Origin of the sequence: Pseudoalteromonas sp. ECSMB14103 (assembly GCF_000813065.1) — a bacterium.
GTDB classification, from domain to species: domain Bacteria; phylum Pseudomonadota; class Gammaproteobacteria; order Enterobacterales; family Alteromonadaceae; genus Pseudoalteromonas; species Pseudoalteromonas marina.
The window spans coordinates 49,792-69,323 of the sequence record NZ_JWGY01000015.1 but is presented as its reverse complement, the minus strand read 5'-3'; the positions used below and the strand labels follow the sequence as shown (position 1 = coordinate 69,323).

General features: G+C 40.5%; 16 protein-coding genes and 4 tRNA genes. 7 read left to right on the top strand and 13 right to left on the bottom strand.

Going from position 1 to position 19,532, the window contains the following annotated elements; genetic code table 11:
• Positions 1-129 precede the first annotated feature (129 nt).
• The 7 genes from RF53_RS18205 to murB all read right to left on the bottom strand — a co-directional run bounded on the left by RF53_RS18205 (position 130) and on the right by murB (position 3,382).
• Positions 130-205: transfer RNA gene (locus tag RF53_RS18205), tRNA-Thr, on the bottom strand.
• Between the two features lie 11 nt (positions 206-216).
• Positions 217-291 (bottom strand) — tRNA-Gly (locus tag RF53_RS18200).
• Between the two features lie 45 nt (positions 292-336).
• Positions 337-421 (bottom strand) — tRNA-Tyr (locus RF53_RS18195).
• 40 nt (positions 422-461) lie between these two features.
• Positions 462-537 (bottom strand) — tRNA-Thr (locus RF53_RS18190).
• A 126-nt stretch (positions 538-663) separates the two neighbouring features.
• The gene (locus RF53_RS18185) at positions 664-1,374 is read right to left on the bottom strand and encodes a type III pantothenate kinase (RefSeq protein WP_039038490.1); all 711 of its coding nucleotides are present in this window, start codon (positions 1,372-1,374) and stop codon (positions 664-666) included.
• Complete coding sequence (gene birA / locus RF53_RS18180) at positions 1,371-2,375, bottom strand: bifunctional biotin--[acetyl-CoA-carboxylase] ligase/biotin operon repressor BirA (protein ID WP_039038489.1); 1,005 nt, start codon at positions 2,373-2,375, stop codon at positions 1,371-1,373. Before birA ends, RF53_RS18185 begins: the two co-directional genes overlap by 4 nt.
• On the bottom strand, positions 2,372-3,382 hold the full coding sequence (murB, locus tag RF53_RS18175) for a UDP-N-acetylmuramate dehydrogenase (protein ID WP_039038488.1): 1,011 nt from the start codon (positions 3,380-3,382) through the stop codon (positions 2,372-2,374). The genes birA and murB overlap by 4 nt, the downstream gene beginning before the upstream one ends.
• Before the next feature lie 142 nt (positions 3,383-3,524).
• Here murB and RF53_RS18170 point away from each other — a divergent pair, with 142 nt between their 5' ends.
• Positions 3,525-5,366, top strand: coding sequence for a M1 family metallopeptidase (locus RF53_RS18170; protein ID WP_039038487.1), 1,842 nt, complete (start codon positions 3,525-3,527; stop codon positions 5,364-5,366).
• 67 nt (positions 5,367-5,433) lie between these two features.
• On the opposite strand, the gene RF53_RS18165 is transcribed toward RF53_RS18170, so the two are convergent.
• Entirely contained in the window at positions 5,434-6,036 is a 603-nt protein-coding gene (locus RF53_RS18165) for a DUF2057 domain-containing protein (protein ID WP_006793874.1), read from the bottom strand.
• A 92-nt stretch (positions 6,037-6,128) separates the two neighbouring features.
• Here RF53_RS18165 and RF53_RS18160 point away from each other — a divergent pair, with 92 nt between their 5' ends.
• The 3 genes from RF53_RS18160 to RF53_RS18150 all read left to right on the top strand — a co-directional run bounded on the left by RF53_RS18160 (position 6,129) and on the right by RF53_RS18150 (position 9,632).
• Positions 6,129-6,500: a histidine triad nucleotide-binding protein gene (locus RF53_RS18160; protein WP_006793873.1), complete on the top strand. Its 372-nt coding sequence runs from the start codon at positions 6,129-6,131 to the stop codon at positions 6,498-6,500.
• A 196-nt stretch (positions 6,501-6,696) separates the two neighbouring features.
• A complete protein-coding gene (locus RF53_RS18155; RefSeq protein ID WP_008132268.1) occupies positions 6,697-7,353 on the top strand; it encodes a helix-turn-helix transcriptional regulator in 657 nt (218 codons plus the stop codon).
• A gap of 122 nt (positions 7,354-7,475) precedes the next feature.
• Entirely contained in the window at positions 7,476-9,632 is a 2,157-nt protein-coding gene (locus RF53_RS18150; protein WP_039038486.1) for an ATP-binding protein, read from the top strand.
• Between the two features lie 28 nt (positions 9,633-9,660).
• Here RF53_RS18150 and RF53_RS18145 read toward each other — a convergent pair whose 3' ends face one another.
• The 5 genes from RF53_RS18145 to RF53_RS18125 all read right to left on the bottom strand — a co-directional run bounded on the left by RF53_RS18145 (position 9,661) and on the right by RF53_RS18125 (position 16,477).
• Positions 9,661-11,076, bottom strand: coding sequence for a mannose-1-phosphate guanylyltransferase/mannose-6-phosphate isomerase (locus RF53_RS18145; RefSeq protein WP_039038485.1), 1,416 nt, complete (start codon positions 11,074-11,076; stop codon positions 9,661-9,663).
• Between the two features lie 76 nt (positions 11,077-11,152).
• Positions 11,153-11,926 (bottom strand): amidohydrolase, encoded by a 774-nt coding sequence (locus RF53_RS18140; RefSeq protein WP_039038484.1) that lies wholly within the window; start codon positions 11,924-11,926, stop codon positions 11,153-11,155.
• Positions 11,914-13,056, bottom strand: coding sequence for a methionine aminotransferase (locus tag RF53_RS18135; RefSeq protein WP_039038483.1), 1,143 nt, complete (start codon positions 13,054-13,056; stop codon positions 11,914-11,916). Before RF53_RS18135 ends, RF53_RS18140 begins: the two co-directional genes overlap by 13 nt.
• Positions 13,057-13,126: 70 nt before the next feature.
• Complete coding sequence (locus RF53_RS18130; RefSeq protein WP_039038492.1) at positions 13,127-14,608, bottom strand: FMN-binding glutamate synthase family protein; 1,482 nt, start codon at positions 14,606-14,608, stop codon at positions 13,127-13,129.
• 87 nt (positions 14,609-14,695) lie between these two features.
• On the bottom strand, positions 14,696-16,477 hold the full coding sequence (locus tag RF53_RS18125) for a DUF885 domain-containing protein (RefSeq protein ID WP_039038482.1): 1,782 nt from the start codon (positions 16,475-16,477) through the stop codon (positions 14,696-14,698).
• A gap of 534 nt (positions 16,478-17,011) precedes the next feature.
• Here RF53_RS18125 and RF53_RS18120 point away from each other — a divergent pair.
• From RF53_RS18120 to RF53_RS18110, 3 genes are all read left to right on the top strand, one after another.
• Complete coding sequence (locus tag RF53_RS18120; RefSeq protein ID WP_006793865.1) at positions 17,012-17,998, top strand: GGDEF domain-containing protein; 987 nt, start codon at positions 17,012-17,014, stop codon at positions 17,996-17,998.
• Positions 17,999-18,081: 83 nt separating this feature from the next.
• Positions 18,082-18,837, top strand: coding sequence for a bifunctional demethylmenaquinone methyltransferase/2-methoxy-6-polyprenyl-1,4-benzoquinol methylase UbiE (gene ubiE, locus RF53_RS18115; RefSeq protein WP_006793864.1), 756 nt, complete (start codon positions 18,082-18,084; stop codon positions 18,835-18,837).
• An 11-nt stretch (positions 18,838-18,848) separates the two neighbouring features.
• Positions 18,849-19,523 (top strand): ubiquinone biosynthesis accessory factor UbiJ, encoded by a 675-nt coding sequence (locus RF53_RS18110; RefSeq protein WP_039038481.1) that lies wholly within the window; start codon positions 18,849-18,851, stop codon positions 19,521-19,523.
• Positions 19,524-19,532 lie beyond the last annotated feature (9 nt).

Genomic DNA, 19,532 nt, shown 5'->3' with positions numbered 1-19,532 from the left:
TGACGGAACCTATCAGTTTTGTGTATCTAGATTACATATGAAAATAATCCACCGAAGGTAGATTAAGTTAATTTTTTCAAATAGTATTTTCTGACAGATAAAGGAAGTAATCAAGAAGATTCTTAAGACTGGTGCTGATAGGCAGAGTCGAACTGCCGACCTCACCCTTACCAAGGGTGCGCTCTACCAACTGAGCTATATCAGCAACACAAGAACTGGAGCGGGCAGCGGGAATCGAACCCGCATCATCAGCTTGGAAGGCTGAGGTAATAGCCATTATACGATGCCCGCGTTAGGAATCTGTTCTTAATCTACCTCTAACCGTCAAGAATAAAGTGGTGGAGGGAGCTGGATTCGAACCAGCGAAGGCTGAGCCGTCAGATTTACAGTCTGATCCCTTTGGCCGCTCGGGAACCCCTCCACGATAATTCTCTACTAATTCACTTTCGGTAAAAGGAAAATGGTGCCGACTAACCGAGTCGAACGGTTGACCTACTGATTACAAGTCAGTTGCTCTACCAGCTGAGCTAAGTCGGCACTGCTTTAGTACGGGGCGAGATATTAGAGTAAGGTTTATTGGGATGCAACAATAAAATTAAAAAAAATGCGATTTTATTGGTTAAATGTTCAATATTCATGCAAAAGTCGCTGATTTTTCTATTTTTAGCTTGTTTTGCTTAAATCTCGCCAAAAATTTAAACCTTTCATTACTAATAAAGAATCAAAAATACTACCTTCAAATTGTTGCTGTAACAGTGCGCCATAACCACCAGCAAAAACAATTTGTACTGTTTTTGTGCTATTTTGCACGCCTAAGTGTAATTTAGCTTGTTCTACCGCCCCGATGGTCGCAACCAACGCACCATTTTTTAAACCGTTAGGTGTATTTTTCCCTAATTGATTCTCAAAGGGGGTTTTTTCGTCATCAAATACTCGTTGGGTGTTTTGTGTCAGCGATGACGTCATTAAATCGAGCCCAGGTAAAATCCACCCACCTAAATGGTGGCCTTCACTGGTTAACACATCAATCGTTGTGGCGGTACCAGCATCAACCACGATACATGCTTGGTTAGGGTGCAATGTAAAACCAGCAATAAGCGCAAGCCATCTGTCTATACCCAGGTTACTTACTTGCTCGTATGCGCAGCTTAATCCTTGAAGTGTTTTAGTCACCGTTGCTTCATAACATGCTATATGATGCTCAGCAGCTTGGGCTAATAATTTATTAAGTAAGTCACTTCGCCCTACACAAGCGTATACAACTTCTGTTATTTGCGGCCAGGGTAAATTATTTAAATCTGCTGGTTGTGCCTGCAGATTGTGCCAAAGCACTGCTTTTAAAGATGTGTTACCTACATCAATGAGTAATCTCATAGCTGTGCCTTTCTCAGTGATATTTCACCGCCATAATAGCTTTTTACCTCGCCGTCTTGGCGAATACGAATCCCACCTTGAGGGTCAATTCCTTCGCATATTCCCCGCCAACTTCTATGGCCTGTATTTAGCTCTACGTACTCACCCGCAAACGCATTAAGCGAATTCCATTGCTCGTGCATTGTGTGTAACCCACTTTTACGATACTGATCTAACCGGTGCTCTAAGTGGTAGGTGAGTGATGCCACCAGCTCGTTTTTATCTAGCTGCTGGGTATGCTGGCTTAGATCAGTCCATGCTTGATCTATGTGTTGACTAAAGCTCTGTGGCATTTGCAAATTAATACCAATTCCTAGCACTAACTGACACGGCCCTTGCGGCTGTCCATCTAGCTCAACAAGTACACCAGCAAGTTTTTGTTTATTTAGGTAAATATCATTTGGCCACTTAAGCTCTAACTCTATGTCGTAAAGCGCTTTAATTGTATCGTATACCGCTAATCCGACCGCAATCGACACCCCCATAGCCGCTTGAAGACCATCATCTAAACGCCAAAAATAGCTGTAATAAAGGTTTGCACCAAACGGTGACTGCCACACACGGCCTCGTCGTCCTCGGCCAGCCTGCTGCATTTCAGCCACAATCACGGTACCCGACTCAAGCGCTGTTTTAGCTTGTACCCGCCTCATAAGTTCGGAATTGGTTGAGTCAATTATAGGATGTACTTCTACGTTCACTGGCTGTGACTTTAACTGGCTAGTTAATTGATTAAAATGCTGCTGTATTTTTGTTTGATTTAAAAGCCCAGCGTGGTTATTTAGGCTATAGCCTTTACCCGTTACTTTAAAGATATCTAAACCCATAATTTGTAAGCTATTTATGTGTTTACTCACTGCCGCGCGACTAATACCGAGCTGCTCACCTAGCGCTTGGCCAGATACAAAACCGGGTTGATTTAACGCATTCAATATAGCGAGTTTATTGCCATCGGGTGCTTTCACGGTGTAACGTCTCCTTGTATGTAGCATTCATCGGTTGTGTTTATTAACCGTACTTCATGCTCAAGCAGTATGTTGTAACGCGAATGCACAACATGCTGAATGTACGTGATCATAGCAATCAAGTCTTTGCCTTCGCTGTTACCATGATTAACCAATACCAGTGCTTGTTGTCTATGAACCTCAATACCCGCTACGCGATAACCTTTAAGGTTTGCGTTATCGATTAGCCAACCCGCAGCTACCTTATGCTCATTTTTTCCATAGGCGTAATACGGTGCATCAGGAAACTGCTTTAACAACGTTGCTAACTGTTGATTGGTAATTATCGGGTTTTTAAAAAAACTGCCCGCATTTGGTAACGTGTATGGATCTGGCAGTTTACTATTACGAGTTTGAATAACGTGTTCAAATACGGCGCGTGGTGTCACGTTTGTTAGCTGTTTTAATGGCCCATAACTCAAAACAGGTTGCCATTGCTTTGGCAATGCTAGCAATACACGTGTGATAACGGCTTTATTTTTTAGTCCATGTTTAAATAAAGAGTCGCGGTAGCCAAACTCACATTGCGCGTTAGTTAAACAAACAAGTTTCTTGCTGTGTATGTCAAAGTACTCAACCGACTCTACAAACTTAGAAAGCTCAACACCGTAGGCTCCAATATTTTGTACAGGTGACGCCCCAACTGTACCAGGTATAAGTGCTAAGTTTTCAAGCCCTGGTAAGTTTTTATCAAGCAAGTAACTTACTAATGCGTGCCAATTTTCACCAGCGGCAACGCTTATTAAAGTATCGGTTTCACGGGGTGTAATAGTAATCCCTTTGGTGGCCATTTTAATAACCGTACCGTGGTAATCGTTTAAAAAAATGGTATTACTCCCCTCCCCCAACAAACAAAATGGTGACGAAAAGCTTTGAGTATAAAGTTGCTCAAGGTGAGTAATTTTAACTAAATTTTGGCATTGATTATGTAATGCAAAGGTGTGTAAAGGGTGTAATGCGTAAGCCACAAAGCTCTCAAGATAAACCGTTAACTAATCGTAATAGTTTACCTCATCGTCGCAAAATGCGCATCAGATTGTAAAAATTGCTCAACCCACCCAGCCAATCGTGATATAAAACCTGCACTTTTTATTTGTGTTCAAGGTAATTATGAAAATTAAACCTCTCTTTTTAAGCCTCGCTATGGCAGGTATGTGTTCGCAAGCAATGGCGAATGCGGTTGATCAAAACTCATACGCCAATCTTGACGATGTTGTTACAACTCACCTTAGCCTTGATTTAGATGTCGATTTTGACGACAAGCAATTAGAAGGCTTTGTTGAGCATACGCTTAAATGGAATAACAGCAAAAGCAAAAAACTAGTGCTTGATACCCGCGACTTAGACATTGATAAAGTAATGTATCAAACACAAACAGGCAGCTGGCACAAAGCTAAATTCACTTTAGCGAATCGTGATGATGTTAAAGGCTCAAAGCTTACTATTGAATTTAAAAGCCAAGCTAAAATAGTGCGTATTTATTATAACAGTCGCCCAGAAGCATCTGGTCTACAATGGTTAACACCTACGCAAACTGCAAGTAAAACGCATCCGTTTATGTATAGCCAATCACAAGCAATTCATGCTCGTAGCTGGTTGCCAGTGCAAGACACTCCAGCAATGCGTGTAACCTACTCTGCACGAATTACCACACCTAAAGATATTCGTGCGGTTATGAGCGCAGACAACAAAGACGCGCTTTATAAAGATGGCGACTACCATTTTGAAATGCCGCAAGCTATTTCGCCATACCTAATTGCCATTGGTGCAGGTAACCTAGAATTTAAAGCAATGTCTCATCAGACGGGTATATTTGCAGAGCCTGAAATTTTAGAAGCCTCTGTTGCCGAATTTAACGACACGCAAGCCATGATCGATAAAACCAATGCCATGTATGGCGACTATGCTTGGGGCCGCTACGACTTACTCATGCTTCCGCCAAGTTTTCCGTTTGGTGGCATGGAAAATCCACGTTTATCGTTTATTACCCCTACCGTTGTTGCAGGCGATAAAAGCTTAGTTAACCTTATTGCGCATGAGCTTGCTCACTCTTGGTCTGGTAACTTAGTGACTAATGCGACGTGGGAAGATTTATGGTTAAACGAAGGTTTTACCTCATACGTTGAAAACCGTATTATGGAAGAAGTGTTTGGCCGCGACCGTGCCGTTATGGAGCAAGCACTCGATGCAGCAGGTCTTCGCGCACAGCTTAAAACCATTGACGCGCCAGACACACGCCTTAACTTAAAGCTTAATGGTCGTGATCCAGACGATGCGTTTAGCTCGGTACCATACACTAAAGGTCAATTATTCTTAATTTACTTGGAAAACAAGTTTGGTCGTGACAAGTTTGACCCTTTCGTAAAAACTTATTTTGACGAGTTTGCTTTTAAATCGTTAACGACTGCACAATTTGTTACCTATATTGAAGCTAATTTAATTAACAGGTACCCAGGTATTGTTAGCATGGATAAAGTGAACGAGTGGATTTTTGAGCCAGGTTTACCAACAGATGCTCCTAACCCTACCTCTGATGCGTTCGATAAGGTTGATACTGCAACCACAGCCTGGTTACAAGGCGCAAAAACTGCTGCTCAGTTACCTACAGCAAACTGGACAGTACACGAGTGGTTGCACTTTTTAAATAACTTACCACGCGATTTAAGCATTGAAAAAATGACTGAGTTAGATGACGAGTTTAACTTAACGCAGTCAACCAACGCAGAACGTGCATTTGCATGGTATATGCTAGCAGTAGGCAACGGTTATCAGCCAATTTACCCTGCACTTGATGCGCATTTATCAGGTATTGGTCGTCGTAAGCTAATTGTGCCGCTGTACAAATCACTTATCACTAACGGTAAGAAAGACTGGGCGCAGAGTGTTTACTTAAAAGCACGTCCGGGGTACCACCCACTAGCACAAGGCACTATTGACGCATTATTTGAATAATAAATAGCGTAAAGTAACAACTAAAAGGGCCTAATTTGGCCCTTTTTTAATGCTTATTTTAAATAGTTTAGTTTGTTACTTTTTCTAAAAAAGCTTTGCGCTCAGCAACTGTTGCTTGCTGCCACCAAAAGTCGAGCATTTGCGCCGCACTTGGCATGCCTTTGCCTGTAATAGGCGCAATAGGTTTAATTGGCCTACTTGGCTTTTCTGGACCCGCTGGTGCTTCTCGCATAGTTCTAACAGGCGCTTCGCTTGCAAGTTGGTTATTAGAGACAACACTCAATGGTGCAGCTAACGCACTGCCTTTAGCTTTTAAACTTACCATGGGCGATTGAGCAAATACTTTAGCCGCTACTGCATTTTCAGCACGATTAAATACCAAGGTATAATCTGTACCCGCCTCAATTGTAATATCAACCCAAAAAGGCTCTGACTCAACCACCTCATGCATATCGTAATCTTCATCGTATAAGTCGGTATACTTGAGCTTTAGCCGATACGACCCCGGCGCTAGCTCTAAATCTTCTACACGGCTAAACAAAGAGCTTTCTATTATTCGCTCACCGACTTGCAACGGCACAAACTCTTCAGGAAAGTGAATATTTTCTGCCATACTCGATACACTAAATAGCAATGCAGCTACACTGCTCATTAACACTGATTTACGCATATTAACTCCTTTGGTTGATTTGAGTTTGACACTGCTTTGAAAATTTGTCATTAGTGAATCTAAATTTCATACCACTTGATAAGGAACACACAATGAGCCAAGAGACTATCTTTACAAAAATAATCAACCGCGAGATCCCAGCAAACATAATTTACGAGGACGAAAATACTCTCGCGTTTGAAGATATAAACCCTCAAGCTCCTTTTCATGTGTTAATTATCCCAAAAATTGCAATTCCTACCATAAATCATATAAATGATGATAACGCACATTTAGTAGGTAACTTGTATGTGGTGGCCGCTAAGCTTGCAAAAGAACATAACTTTAGTGATGACGGCTACCGTGTTGTTATGAACTGCAACGATCATGGCGGACAAACCGTCTATCATATCCATCTTCACATGCTTGCCGGTAAGCAAATGGGGTGGCCTCCTTATCAAGATAATAAAAAAGAAATCGCTTAATTAAGCTCAGTTACTACATGCTATGTAAAAGCATGTGTTCCTATAAATTAAAAAACAATTACTTATTTGCAACATTTTATGTTTAAATAATCATAAAATTGTACTTGTTTTTAAGTACGATAGCGGTTTTCTAATACTAAAGATGTGGGAATCGTGATAAAATTAATCAGTCAGCTTTATAAAAGAGTATAAAAACATGAGCAGTTCTGCCTTTTTGTTATTAGATAAAGATCCAATTAATACTATTGGTATTAACGTATTAGAGCCATTGCTAAAAACGCAAGGACTAGACGTAACAACAGGTACTAATATATTGGATACACCTGAAGGGACTCGCTTACTTTTTATTGAAACATCTAGCAATGACGCGTGGGGAAAATTAAAAGAACAACTAGTAAACCTTCGTGTTAAGTGCGATATCATATTATTTAACTTAGATGAAAACCCAGAGCTTGCTAATCGAGCACTACTCAGCGGTATTCGTGGTGTATTTTACACGACCGATAATGCAGATGTGCTAATGAAAGGTATTCGACTCTTATTAGAAGATCAGCTTTGGTATCGTCGCGACATCATGTGTAATGCATTAAATCGCATGTTGCAGTTTAATAAAGACGCACTTCACAAGCTTACAGAGGGCGATATTGAACCTGTCAAACTTACTAAGCGAGAAAAAGCGATTATTTCATTAATGAGTAACGGTTCTAAAAACAAAGAAATTGCTGAAGAACTTAGCATTAGCCCACACACTGTAAAAACTCATTTATACAGCGCATTTAGAAAGACCAAGTGTCGTAACCGTATTGAGCTTTTATCGTGGGCACAGCAAAATATACCAGACGAAATTCGCTAAACGCTTACTTCGACTGAAATACAAAAACAGACACTTAGGTGTCTGTTTTTGTATTTAATATAAGCGCTTGTTAAGTTTATAATTTTTAATTAATCTAATCAAAATCACCTGCTGGAAAACCCATGCTTGACTCATACACTTTATATTTTGCCAGCATAGCCGTTATTGTCGTAATGACTTTTTTGAATATTTTAACTTGGCGAACCAATAAGCAAACCCCAGGGACACTGATATACATTTTTTATCCAGTATTGATGCTATGTGCTGTCGTTGCATTTGCGCTTGTAAGTAGCTCACATAACTTACTTATTATAAATGCCGCGTGTAGCTTAATGTTTGCAGCCTCTATTGTGCACTGTTTTGCTATTAGTCAATTTTTAGATTATCGCGGACCTGGATTTAAGCTTCTTTGTTCAGTGACCGCATTTAGTGCAATGGTATTTGGTTATTATAGTTTTTTTGATCCCTCTTTAGCTGGTCGTGTTATCGCATCCGACCTACAACATATTTCAGAAGCCTTGTTTTTACTGTTTATATTTATAAAGTACGCTCGTAAACCTTACCCCAACGGCAGTATTGTATACATTACAATTTTAACACTCGTGGTGTTAGCCTTTATTGCGCGTTCACTTTTTATGAATGAAATTGAGCAAAAAGATCTCGTCTCAAGCAGTTGGTTTAGCACTGTATTATTTTTAAATGGCATCATAGCACCTATGTTTTATGCCGCTGGTATGGCACTGTTATGTAATGAACGCAGAGAGCATCACCTCAATACGCTCGCCGATAAAGCGCAGAAAGATTTAGAAATACGGGGGCTATTTTTATCGACTATTAGTCACGAAATACGTACACCACTCAATGGTATTTTAGGTAGTGCACAATTGGTCATGAACCAAACAAGCGATACGCATAGTAAAGCCTATTGCGAAGCAATTATTAATTCTGCCGAATCACTAAACCTACTGGTCGATAAAGTACTTGAATATGCGAGTCTAGACCAAAGTGACGAAGCCCTTTATGAAGAAGATATTGAATTTAAAACATGGCTAAATAACTTATGCTTATTGCTCAGCCCATTAGCAGAACAAAAACAGCTTAAATTTGAGCTTATATGTAATATTCCTGAACAAGCATGCTACTACTGTGACCAGCAAAAGCTTCGACAAATAATTATTAACTTAGTTGGTAATGCTATTAAATTTACTGACCGTGGCGTAGTAAAAATTCAAGTTGATTTAGTTTTAGAAAAACAACTAGAACACACTATAAAAGTGAGTGTTAAAGATTCAGGCCCAGGTATCGAAAATGAAGAAATTGCCTACTTAACAGAGCCTTATGTACAAAGTAGTGCAGGCAAGGAAAAGGGCGGCACCGGTCTTGGACTTGCAATTACCAGTCGCTTATTAGAAAAACTCGGTAGCCGCCTTGAAATTTCTAGTCAACTGGGCACTGGTAGTGTGTTTAGCTTTACGATTACTTTTGCGCTGGGTGAGTTAAGCCTTGTAGAGCAACGCCATCAAACAAAAGATTATTTAACAGGGCTAGATGTTCTTTTGGTCGAAGATTTAGACCTAAACCAAAAAATTGCTATTGAGTTTATGGCCGACGACGAACACAAAATCAAGCTCGCTAAAGACGGTAAAAGTGCCATTGAGTTAATGCAAGCTCATCATTTTGACGTCGTCTTACTTGATATGAATCTACCCGATTTAACAGGCCAAGAAGTTCTTAAACGCCTTAAACGCCTTGATCACAAAAACCAGCGTACACCTGTACTCGCCTTTACTGCGAGTTTAAGCCCTGATGAAGTTAAAGAGTATTTAGCGTTGGGTATAAAGGACATTGTTGGTAAGCCAATTAAACACCAAAAACTGCGCCAGGCATTAAGCGATTCTCAATCAAATCAAACCACTAATATTGCAGTAGAACTTATAGATACTCTGTACGATAAGACAGCTATTGAAACACTCGCCAGCTCGTTTAGTGAGGATGAGGTATCGTCTATTTATAATGAGTTTGTACTCTCTGCTCGTAATAAGCTGATACGCTGCCAAGATTTAATAGACCAGCATCCTGAACAGTGCATTAAACTTTTACACCGCCAAGCAAGTACTGCATTGCAATTAGGGTTTAATCGTTACGGCATTGAACTTAAAAAAATTGAGCGCCGCCTACTCGACAATAAGCCTCATAATGGCATGCTTGATGAGGCACTTGACCTTTGGCAACGCAGCCTTGAGAAATACTTAAAGTTTGTGCGTAGTGAATTAGGCTAAGGCGGTTTACTTTTAAAAGTAAAGCAGCTTAATACCTTCCGTATATATCATTAAATCGCTCAATGTCATTTTCATCAAGTATGACACCCGTTTGTACCTCAATAACAATTAACGGCACTTGCTGGTTATTCGCTAAGCTATGCAGTTGTTTAGCGGCAATATAACAAGATTGATCTTGGGTGAGTGTTAATACTTGGTCATCAATACGCACATCTGCCACCCCAGATACAACAACCCAATGCTCTGCACGATGCTGATGGCGCTGCGTCGAAAGTTTAGCACCGCTATTAACGGTTATTTTTTTAACTTTAAAACCACTACCTTCAACCAAAGTGCGGTAGTTACCCCATGGACGATACACAACCTGATGGTGGTTGAGTTTATCACTTTGGCTCAGTGCTAATTGTTTAAGTAATAAGGGTAAGTCATCGAGCTTATTTTTATCGGCAACCAGTGTGGCGTCGTGGGTGTGAATAATGGCTAAATCACTTACGCCAAGCGTAGCGATACTATGGTCGTGTTCGCTAATAACAAAATTATTAGTACTGTTTTGTGCAGTATGGTTTTGGTTTTCATTATTACCGTGTGCATCTTGCTTAGTAAGGCTTGCAAGCGCACTAAAGCTACCTACATCACTCCATTTAAGCGCAACAGGCATAACCGCTACATTGTTACTACGCTCTAAAATAGCGTAATCAATTGAATCACTGGGGCAAAACTCAAGCGGTTTACTATCGGGCCTAGTAAAACCTAAGTCATGTGAAAACTGAGAGGCAGCATGAACACTGTGCGCAATTTTTGGTGCAAAACGTTCAAGCTCATTTAAATAAGCTTGTGGTGTAAATAAAAACATTCCACTATTCCAGCTATAACCCCCTTCAGCTATATAACGCTCAGCGGTGGCTAAATTTGGCTTTTCTTTAAATTCAGCGACCTCAAAACAGTTTGAGCCTGAAATTTTACAGCCTTGCTGTATATACCCAAACCCAGTGTGGGCCATTGAAGGTGTAATTGAAAAAGTAACCAACTTTCCTTGCTCTGCCAGTGTTACAGCATCGTTTATTTGTGATGTTAGCGGAGAAAAATCCTTTATATGATGATCAGCAGGCATCACCAACATAGGGCCTTTAAGCCCACTTTGAATTGCATAATGGGCAGCAAGCGCAATAGCAGGAGCCGTATTTTTACCTGTAGGCTCTAGTATTAACCCAAACACATTAGCTGCACTACTTTGCTCTTTAGCAATAAACCGGTGCTGTTCATTACACACTAAAATTGGCTGTGAAAACTCAGCCCCAGAGACGCGATTTAATGTATTTTGCAATAATGAGTTTTCATTATTCAATAGTGGCAAAAATTGCTTAGGCATTGCTTGGCGCGACAAAGGCCACAACCTAGAGCCAATACCACCAGCTAAAATAACAGGAGTGATTAAAGTGTTCATATTGCTAATTAGCCGCCAATCAATGTAATAGCGTCTATTTTAACACTTAAAATGTTTAGTGCTATGTGAAGATGATTTAAGTCAGAGTAAACGTATCAGCATCTAAATAAGCAGGGAAAGCCGCTTTAAAGGCCTCCAAATGTTTTTTTTCAAGCATCACTGTCACTAACTGCTCTGTGTTATCGGCCGCCTTAGCTAATGCCTCTCCCTTAAAATTATAAACTGCGGTACCTCCATTGTGGGCAACACCATTGCCATCGTCACCTACACGGTTAACCCCTACTACATAACATAAATTTTCTATTGCACGAGCTGCCAATAATGTATCCCAAACGGGACGTCGCACCGCTGGCCAATTTGCTACATTTACCATTATGTCGTAGTCATTTTTATTGCGCTGAAACACCGGAAAACGCAGGTCATAGCACACCTGCGGTAATAGTTTAAAGCCATTAATTTCAAACACTTTTCGCTCTTTACCGGCGATAACATAGGCTCCCTCACTTCCTAAGCGAAATAGATGGCGTTTATCATAATAGATTACTTCACCACATGCTTTTACCCAATAAAAGCGGTTGGCTTTTTTATTACCTTGCGCCACCAGCACCGACCCAGCAATCACTGCATTATGTTTTTTTGCTTGTTGTTTTAACCACGTAAGCACCAAGCCATTTTCTGGCTCCGCGCAGTCAAGGTTTATAGCAAAACCAGTGGCAAACGTTTCAGGTAATAAAATAAGGTCAGGCTTTTCTGTTAGCGCCTCTAGCTGCTTATCAAGCATCGCTAAATTAGCGCTTTTATCAAGCCAGTGAAGAGAGCTTTGCACCAATGTAAGCGTTAAAGTTGACATAAAATATGGGCTGCCTCTTTTAGGGTTTCATCATTTTTTGCAAAACATAAGCGGATAACTTTATCACCCGGTGGCGTTTGATAAAAAACACTTAAAGGTATTGCCGCAACACCTGCTTGCTCAACTAGCCAATGGCAAAATTCAACATCGTTTAAATCAGATACATCACTATAATCTAACAATAAAAAGTAGGTTCCTTGGCTTGGTAAAACTGTAAATCGACTGCCGAGTAAATGACGTATAAGTAAATCGCGCTTTTGTTGATAAAAATCACTGAGCGAATCTACATGCTCGCTTTGTTGTTCTAACATGTCGGCCAATGCATGCTGAGCAGGTGTGAAGCTAGAAAAGGTCACATATTGATGAATTTTTCTAAACTCGCTCGCTAAATGTTCAGGGGCAATGCAATAACCCATTTTCCAACCTGTACAATGAAATGTTTTACCAAAGCTCGAAACAACAAAACTTTGAGCTAACAGTTCTTTATCTCGTAATACACTTAAATGTGGTTGCCCATCAAATGCAATATGCTCATACACCTCATCGCTTACAATATATAGTTTGTAAGTACCAACCAACCTTTTAAGCTCTGTAATGTCTTGCTGAGTTATCACTTTAGCGGTTGGATTATGAGGCGTGTTTATAACAATAGCGCGGGTGTGCTTTGTAATTTTTTGCTCTACCGTACGCCAGTTAATCGTATAGTCGGGGGCCTTTAATGCAATATGTACGGACCTCCCGCCTGCAAGCTCAATCGCGGGTTTATAAGCGTCATAAGCTGGGTCAAATACGATGACTTCGTCGTTTGGGCGAACTATTGTTTGAATGGCAACAAAAAGAGCTTCGGTTGCCCCCGATGTGATGGTTATTTGCTTTGCAGCATTAAGCTCTGTAGCGTATTTTTTTTGTATCAAACTTGCAATTTGCTGCTGTAATTTAGGTACACCACTTGAAGGAGAATATTGATTAACACCATGTTGAACATAATGAGTAATCTGACTTTTTAAAAAGTTTGGTGTGTCGAACTCAGGAAACCCCTGCGAAAGGTTAATTGCAGAGAACTGATTCGCCAGCTCACTCATTTGGCTAAATATACTCACACCAACGTCAGGTAATTTACTATTGAACACACGCTTTCCTTACTTCATTTTTGGAACCACTCAAAATAAACACGCACCTATTACATCTGTTTATTTTAACCTACTTATAATTTTCGTAAATTTTATCTAATGGCTCCGAAAGGCCACTTTCTTGAACTATACGCACATGTTCGCGTTTAAGCTCTCGTGCACTTGTTACACCGCATGAGTGAGCAATAAGCCCCGCGCCATAGTGAATATACTTATTATAGTTAGCCACTCGCTGCGCTTTATCCGCAACGTTTAAACCGCGCTGCAAGCGTTCGTTATGAGTAGTAATACCGGTAGGGCAAGAATCTTTGTTACATTGCATTGCTTGAATACACCCTAATGCAAACATATGTCCGCGAGCCGACACAACAAAATCGGCCCCAAGCGCTAACGCCCAAGCAACCTTAGAAGGCACAATAAGCTTACCCGAAACAATGATTTTAACGCGATCACGCAGTCCGTGTTTTTCAAGCATATTGACTACTAGCGGTAAACTTTCACGAAGTGGTAATCCCACAGAATCCATTAAGGGCTGAGGAGCAGCGCCGGTTCCACCGTCAGCACTATCAATGGTAATAAAATCAGGAGCCGACTCAATACCACGGTGATTTATTTCAGCAAATAAGGTTGCTAACCAGCCATACGCACCAATAACGGCCTTAAAGCCAGTTGGTTTACCTGTTGTATTTCGTATCGTCGCAATCATATCGAGAATATCACTGGGGTTTTTAATTTCAGGGTGCCCATTGGGACTAATAGAATCTTCGCCCTCAGGAATACCGCGTATTTTTGCTATTTCAGCATTCACTTTGCGCCCAGGAAGCATGCCTCCCTTACCGGGTTTAGCACCTTGACTCATTTTAAGCTCAAACATTTTAACCTGCTCGTGTGCTGCAATCTGTTTGAGTTTTTCGATACTGAGCTGGCCATTTTCATCGCGTACCCCGTATTTAGCGGTCCCAATTTGAAAAACTAAATCTGCGCCACCTTCAAGATGATAAGGGCTCAAGCCCCCCTCACCCGTGTTCATCCAACAGCCAGCGAGCTTTGCCCCTTTAGAAAGAGCACGCACAGCGGGCTTAGATAGCGCACCAAAGCTCATTCCTGATACGTTAAATAAAGAATTGGTTGAATAAGGTGTTTGGCAATAGGGACCAAGCGTTACTTCACTTGGCGCAAGCGCTTCTTCATCAAGCGTAGGGAAGGCGCAGTTCATAAACATTACTGTACCTGTGACCTCTAAGCTTTGTGTAGATCCAAATGCCGCGGTACGGTCTACATTTTTTGCAGCGCGATAAACCCAACTACGTTCGGCACGATTAAAAGGCATTTCTTCCCTGTCGAGGGCAAAAAAGTATTGTCTAAAAAACTCGCCTTGACGTTCAAAAAAATACCTAAAGCGTCCAATTACAGGGTAATTTCGTCTAATTGCATGCTTTGTTTGTGTAACATCGCGGATATAAAAAACAGCCACAATTAAAACTAATAAGCCTAAAAAAACAATAAATAGACTCGCAAATACGTCAATACTAAACATTATAAAGTTGTTCATTGGTGATCCGCTGCTGTAAAAATAAAAAAGTGCTATATCCAAAATGACATAACACTTTTATGCATTCAAGAATTAACCATCTGTAAGTTAACTCTTCTGTTTGGCTAACTCTTCATTAATATATAAACGTACTTGCGCCTCTAAAACAGATAAAGGGACAGAGCCATGGCGTAATACCTGATGGTGGAACTCCCTAATATCGAAACTTTGCCCAAGTGCTTGCTCAGCCTCTTTACGTAAACGTTTAATCGTAAGCTCGCCAATTTTGTATGACAGTGCTTGGCCAGGCCAAGTTATATAGCGATCGGTTTCGGTTTTCACATTGTGTAACGACAACGCTGTATTTTCGCTCATAAACTGCATAGCGCGCTCTCTGCTCCAACCATACATGTGCATACCGGTGTCTACCACTAAACGAGCAGCTCGCCACATTTCGTAAGTTAAACGACCAAATCGGCTATATGGACTTTGATAAAAGCCCGCTTCAATGCCTAAGTACTCAGAGTAAAGCCCCCAACCTTCACCGAATGCCGATAAATACGCATCTCGACGATAACGTGGCAAGGTTTCTAATTCTGCATTTAATGATATTTGTAAATGATGACCCGGTACCGCTTCGTGCAAAGTGAGCGCTTCTAATACATACAGTGGGCGTTTATCAAGTGCGTACGTATTCACCCAATAATAGCCCGCCTCATCATCTCTATTTGACCCTGAGTAGCGACCCGTTGTGTATTTGGGCGCTATGCTCGCGGGTACCGGCGCAACACCATACGGTTTACGAGGCAAGGTATGAAACAGCTTAGGCAGTTGTGCGTCCATTTTTTTTGCTATATATGCTGCCTCTTTAAGTAGCTCCTCCGGTGTGGTTGCATAAAATTGCGGATCGGTTCGTAAAAAGTGAATGAACTCTGCAAATGTTCCCTCAAACTCGACTTCTTTTATAATGGCTTCCATTTCGCCGCGAATGCGTGCAACTTCTTTTAGCCCCAGCTCGTGTATCTCTTTAGGGGTCATCTCGGTAGTGGTGTAATATTTAGCTCTATTTTTATAAAACGATTCGCCGTTTGGCGTATTTGAAATACCTATCGAAGTGCGCGCACCGGGGCGATACTCCTGTGTAAAAAAAGCTAAATAATTTTTATATGATTCAATTACTTTATCTTTTATTACAGACTGCGCCTGCTGCTGAAGTGATTTAAATTCACCCTCTGGCAAGCCTGCGTTATTTTTTAAAAAAGGTTTATAAAATTCAGACGTTGTAACATCCTCAACTATATAGGCTGATATTGATTCTTCGTACCCTTCAAGCACCGCTTTAGGTTGCGTTAAACCTGTTTCAAGACCTTTTTTCATCCAATAAATATTTTGTTCAAAAAAGCGAGGGACCTGAGCCAAACGTGCTAAATAGGTTTGATAATTTTGCAGTGTTTTATATTGGCTGCTGTTTACAATATACGATAAGCCAGAATGAAAACCGTACTCAGAAGTTAGCGGCATGTAATGAGCATTAAATACATATTCGTCAACGCTGTTTTGTACTTGAGCGCGAATAATACTGAAGTTTATTTGGTTTTCATCACTCAGGGACGCTGCATCTAAGGCGTCTAGCTCAGCCAAGAACTGAGTTTTTTTATTGTATTGCTGCTCTAAAAACTCAGGCGATAGATTCGCTAACAAATAACCATTAACACCCTCAATGTTGCCGTAAGGGCTGGAACTTTGTCGGTAATCAACAATGCTATCTGCAACCGCTGTAAACTGACTATCGGCGTTATAGTTTGTGGTTTGACAGGCACTTAAAGTACATAAAAGCGTCATGCTGATAAGTGTATTGCGGATTGGCTTAAGTAATAAATTATTCGTCATAATAAAATTTAGTCAGATAATGAATTTCACAAAGCTATCGCAGACTCAGTAAATAGCAAGTAAATGAGACAAGTATCGTTGATGTTAACGCCCTACCAGGCTTAAAGCTTATGCAATAAAAGGGCACAAGCTATGGTAGCAGCATATAGTTATTACACTGCGCTATCAGGCGCATTTGCAATAGCGTCTCTTTATAACGTGCCTTTACCTTATTACTAAAACCACCACTGTAAGATGAAGTTTTAAATAAAAATCAACTCTAAAAGTACAGTTTTAAAAAGTATTTATTAAACGATCAATCCTATTAAATGAGCTAAAAACAAGCCTAATTGATGAGAAAAGCAGCTATTAAGCGACTAAAGTAAAATTTAAGTTCCCTTGGCCCTATTTTTGCTTTTTAATAGCAGTTATAACGAATACAGTAGTAAAAAATAATAAAAAAGCTTGGACGCGCAATCGACTCATGGAATGAAATTATAAATTAAGCATTGATGCGTATTTAGTTGGTATTAAATAATGATGTTCCATGATTCCATGGCTATTGCTCAAGAGAAAATGACTCAAGTGTGTATGTTCTTAGAACGCTATGCACTGCCGCCAACGCCCCTGAATTTTCAAGTTGTTTACACCTACGTTAGCCAAGCAAATTTAAAATTAAATAAAACATTAGATCGCGCTATTTCCACCGATGAAAACATTGATGGCGTATTAATAGAGCAACTTTACTTTGAATTTTTAAATGTCGGACACAATACGCAAGTGTCGATGATTCAAAACGTAGACGGCGTTATTACTTCATTGTCTAACAATGCGCAAAATACAGAAAAACAAATCAGTCGCTTTGCAGATCAAGTGAGTGAATGTGTTCATTCGCTTGACGAAAACAATATAGAACAAAGCCGCCAAGCACTTAACAAACTTGATAAGCAAACTGCTGAGTTACTCGCTCAACATAAAAAGTTTAAGCAAGAGCTAACGAGAGCAAAAAAACTACACGAAAGAACACAAAAACAACTTTCTCAACTTCGTAAGCAACACATTATAGATAGTCAAACCGGCTTATTTAAACGCCATTACTTAACCCAACAAACTGAACTATGGGCGACTCAAGACAAGTCTATTTGTGCCATTGCCATTCAAATCGATAATTTAGCGCATTTTGTTGATAACTTTGGCGATATTATTGGTGAAGTGATTTTAAATAAAGTGGCTAAACAAGTTCAAAAGTATGTAATGCAAAGTGGTTTACCGGGGCGTACCGCTAAAGATCAGTTCACTGTTTTATTAGCTGATATTGACCCTGAAACAGCGATTCTCATTGCTGAAAAAGTTCGTAAAGGTGTAGAAAAACTGCGTTTTGTAAGCTCAAAAAGTGGCGCAAAACTGCCCAGCATTAACTTATCGCTTGGAATCGCTCAGCATCAGCAAAAAGAAGACTTTAACCAACTGGCTAAAAAAGCGTCCCATGCGGCATTTAAAGCCCGCTCTCTTGGCCAAAGTAGTTTTACCGCCGGCCAATAAAACACCTGATAAATCATATTCAAATTGCACCTTCGGTGCACAATAAAGTACACTAGTGCTTATTGCCACGATAGAGATTAATCATGAACGAGACCCCAGAAAAGACCACGCACTTTGGCTACAAAACCGTTGCTGAAAACGAAAAAGCATCAATGGTTGCAGATGTATTTCACTCTGTTGCGGCTAAGTACGATGTAATGAATGATTTAATGTCTTTTGGTGTCCACCGTTTATGGAAACGTCAAACTATAGCCAGTTCAGGCGTGCGTAAAGGCCATCATGTTCTTGACTTAGCCGGTGGTACAGGCGATTTAACTGCAAAATTTAGTCAACTGGTCGGTGAAACTGGCCAAGTGGTTTTGGGCGATATTAACTCATCTATGCTCAAAGTAGGTCGTGAAAAGCTTCATAATTTAGGCCTTGTAGGCAATATTGACTACGTACAAATGAATGCTGAAATGCTGCCATTTCCAGATAACAGCTTTGATGTGATCACCATCGCCTTCGGTTTACGTAATGTAACCGACAAAGACAAGGCGCTGCGCTCAATGTATCGCATACTAAAGCCAGGTGGTCGTTTGTTAGTATTAGAGTTTTCTAAGCCAAAACACGAAGCACTTAGCAAAGCGTATGATTTTTACTCGTTCAATTTATTGCCAACAATGGGCAAGCTAGTTGCTAACGACAGTGAATCTTATCAATATTTAGCAGAGTCAATTCGTATGCACCCAGACCAAGATACGCTTAAAGCTATGATGGATGAAGCTGGGTTTGAACAAACAACGTATCAAAACCTAACAGGCGGAATTGTTGCCCTTCACCGTGGTTTTAAATATTAAGGCACAGAGTCATGGCGCTTGATCAAGCATCTGAAAAAAACAGTGATAATACAGATACATCGACCTTTTTGATGCTACCTAACTTTGTACTTTCGCTTGTTGAGCGCATTTTAAATCAAGCACTTAAACTCGACCCTAACGTTGCCCAAAAGCTAAACACGGTAAAACAACAGCGTTTACTTGTTGAAGTTAGAGACTGGCAACAAACCATACACGTTGTTTTTGCTGACGAAAAATTACACCTTTATGCCGCTGACAACAGCGATTATAGCGATTGCATGATCAGCGCCGATATAGACACGCTTGTTGCTCTTAAAAACCCAGCCATGCTTACACAGCTAATTCGTCAAGATAAACTCGATTTACAAGGCGACTTGAATATAGCGCAAGCATATAGCGGTGCATTTTCGGGGTTAGACATAGATTGGCCCGAACAGCTATCAAGCTATATTGGCGATGCGCCAGCTCAACAACTTTATTTGCATTTTATGTCGCTAAAGCGCCATGGTAGCAAAATTAACGCGCAACTAAGCACCACGTTGACAAGCTTATTTCAAGACGAGCTAGCTATTACGATTCACCCTTTAGAGCTTGCACAATTTAAACAACAAAACCGAGAGCTAAAAGGCCAAGTTGCCGCCATAGAGCAGCGTATAAACACTTTATTAAGCGCCAAAACACGCTAAGGACTTTTT

Excerpts from the sequence above, each read along its gene's own strand:
- RF53_RS18130 (WP_039038492.1), bottom strand. The coding sequence starts at position 14,608 with ATGAACAACTTTATAATGTTTAGTATTGACGTATTTGCGAGTCTATTT.
- RF53_RS18185 (WP_039038490.1), bottom strand. The coding sequence starts at position 1,374 with ATGAGATTACTCATTGATGTAGGTAACACATCTTTAAAAGCAGTGCTT.
- RF53_RS18110 (WP_039038481.1), top strand. The coding sequence starts at position 18,849 with ATGGCGCTTGATCAAGCATCTGAAAAAAACAGTGATAATACAGATACA.
- RF53_RS18165 (WP_006793874.1), bottom strand. The coding sequence starts at position 6,036 with ATGCGTAAATCAGTGTTAATGAGCAGTGTAGCTGCATTGCTATTTAGT.
- ubiE (WP_006793864.1), top strand. The coding sequence starts at position 18,082 with ATGAACGAGACCCCAGAAAAGACCACGCACTTTGGCTACAAAACCGTT.
- RF53_RS18170 (WP_039038487.1), top strand. The coding sequence starts at position 3,525 with ATGAAAATTAAACCTCTCTTTTTAAGCCTCGCTATGGCAGGTATGTGT.
- RF53_RS18120 (WP_006793865.1), top strand. The coding sequence starts at position 17,012 with ATGGCTATTGCTCAAGAGAAAATGACTCAAGTGTGTATGTTCTTAGAA.
- RF53_RS18150 (WP_039038486.1), top strand. The coding sequence starts at position 7,476 with ATGCTTGACTCATACACTTTATATTTTGCCAGCATAGCCGTTATTGTC.
- RF53_RS18160 (WP_006793873.1), top strand. The coding sequence starts at position 6,129 with ATGAGCCAAGAGACTATCTTTACAAAAATAATCAACCGCGAGATCCCA.
- RF53_RS18125 (WP_039038482.1), bottom strand. The coding sequence starts at position 16,477 with ATGACGAATAATTTATTACTTAAGCCAATCCGCAATACACTTATCAGC.
- RF53_RS18145 (WP_039038485.1), bottom strand. The coding sequence starts at position 11,076 with ATGAACACTTTAATCACTCCTGTTATTTTAGCTGGTGGTATTGGCTCT.
- RF53_RS18140 (WP_039038484.1), bottom strand. The coding sequence starts at position 11,926 with ATGTCAACTTTAACGCTTACATTGGTGCAAAGCTCTCTTCACTGGCTT.
- RF53_RS18155 (WP_008132268.1), top strand. The coding sequence starts at position 6,697 with ATGAGCAGTTCTGCCTTTTTGTTATTAGATAAAGATCCAATTAATACT.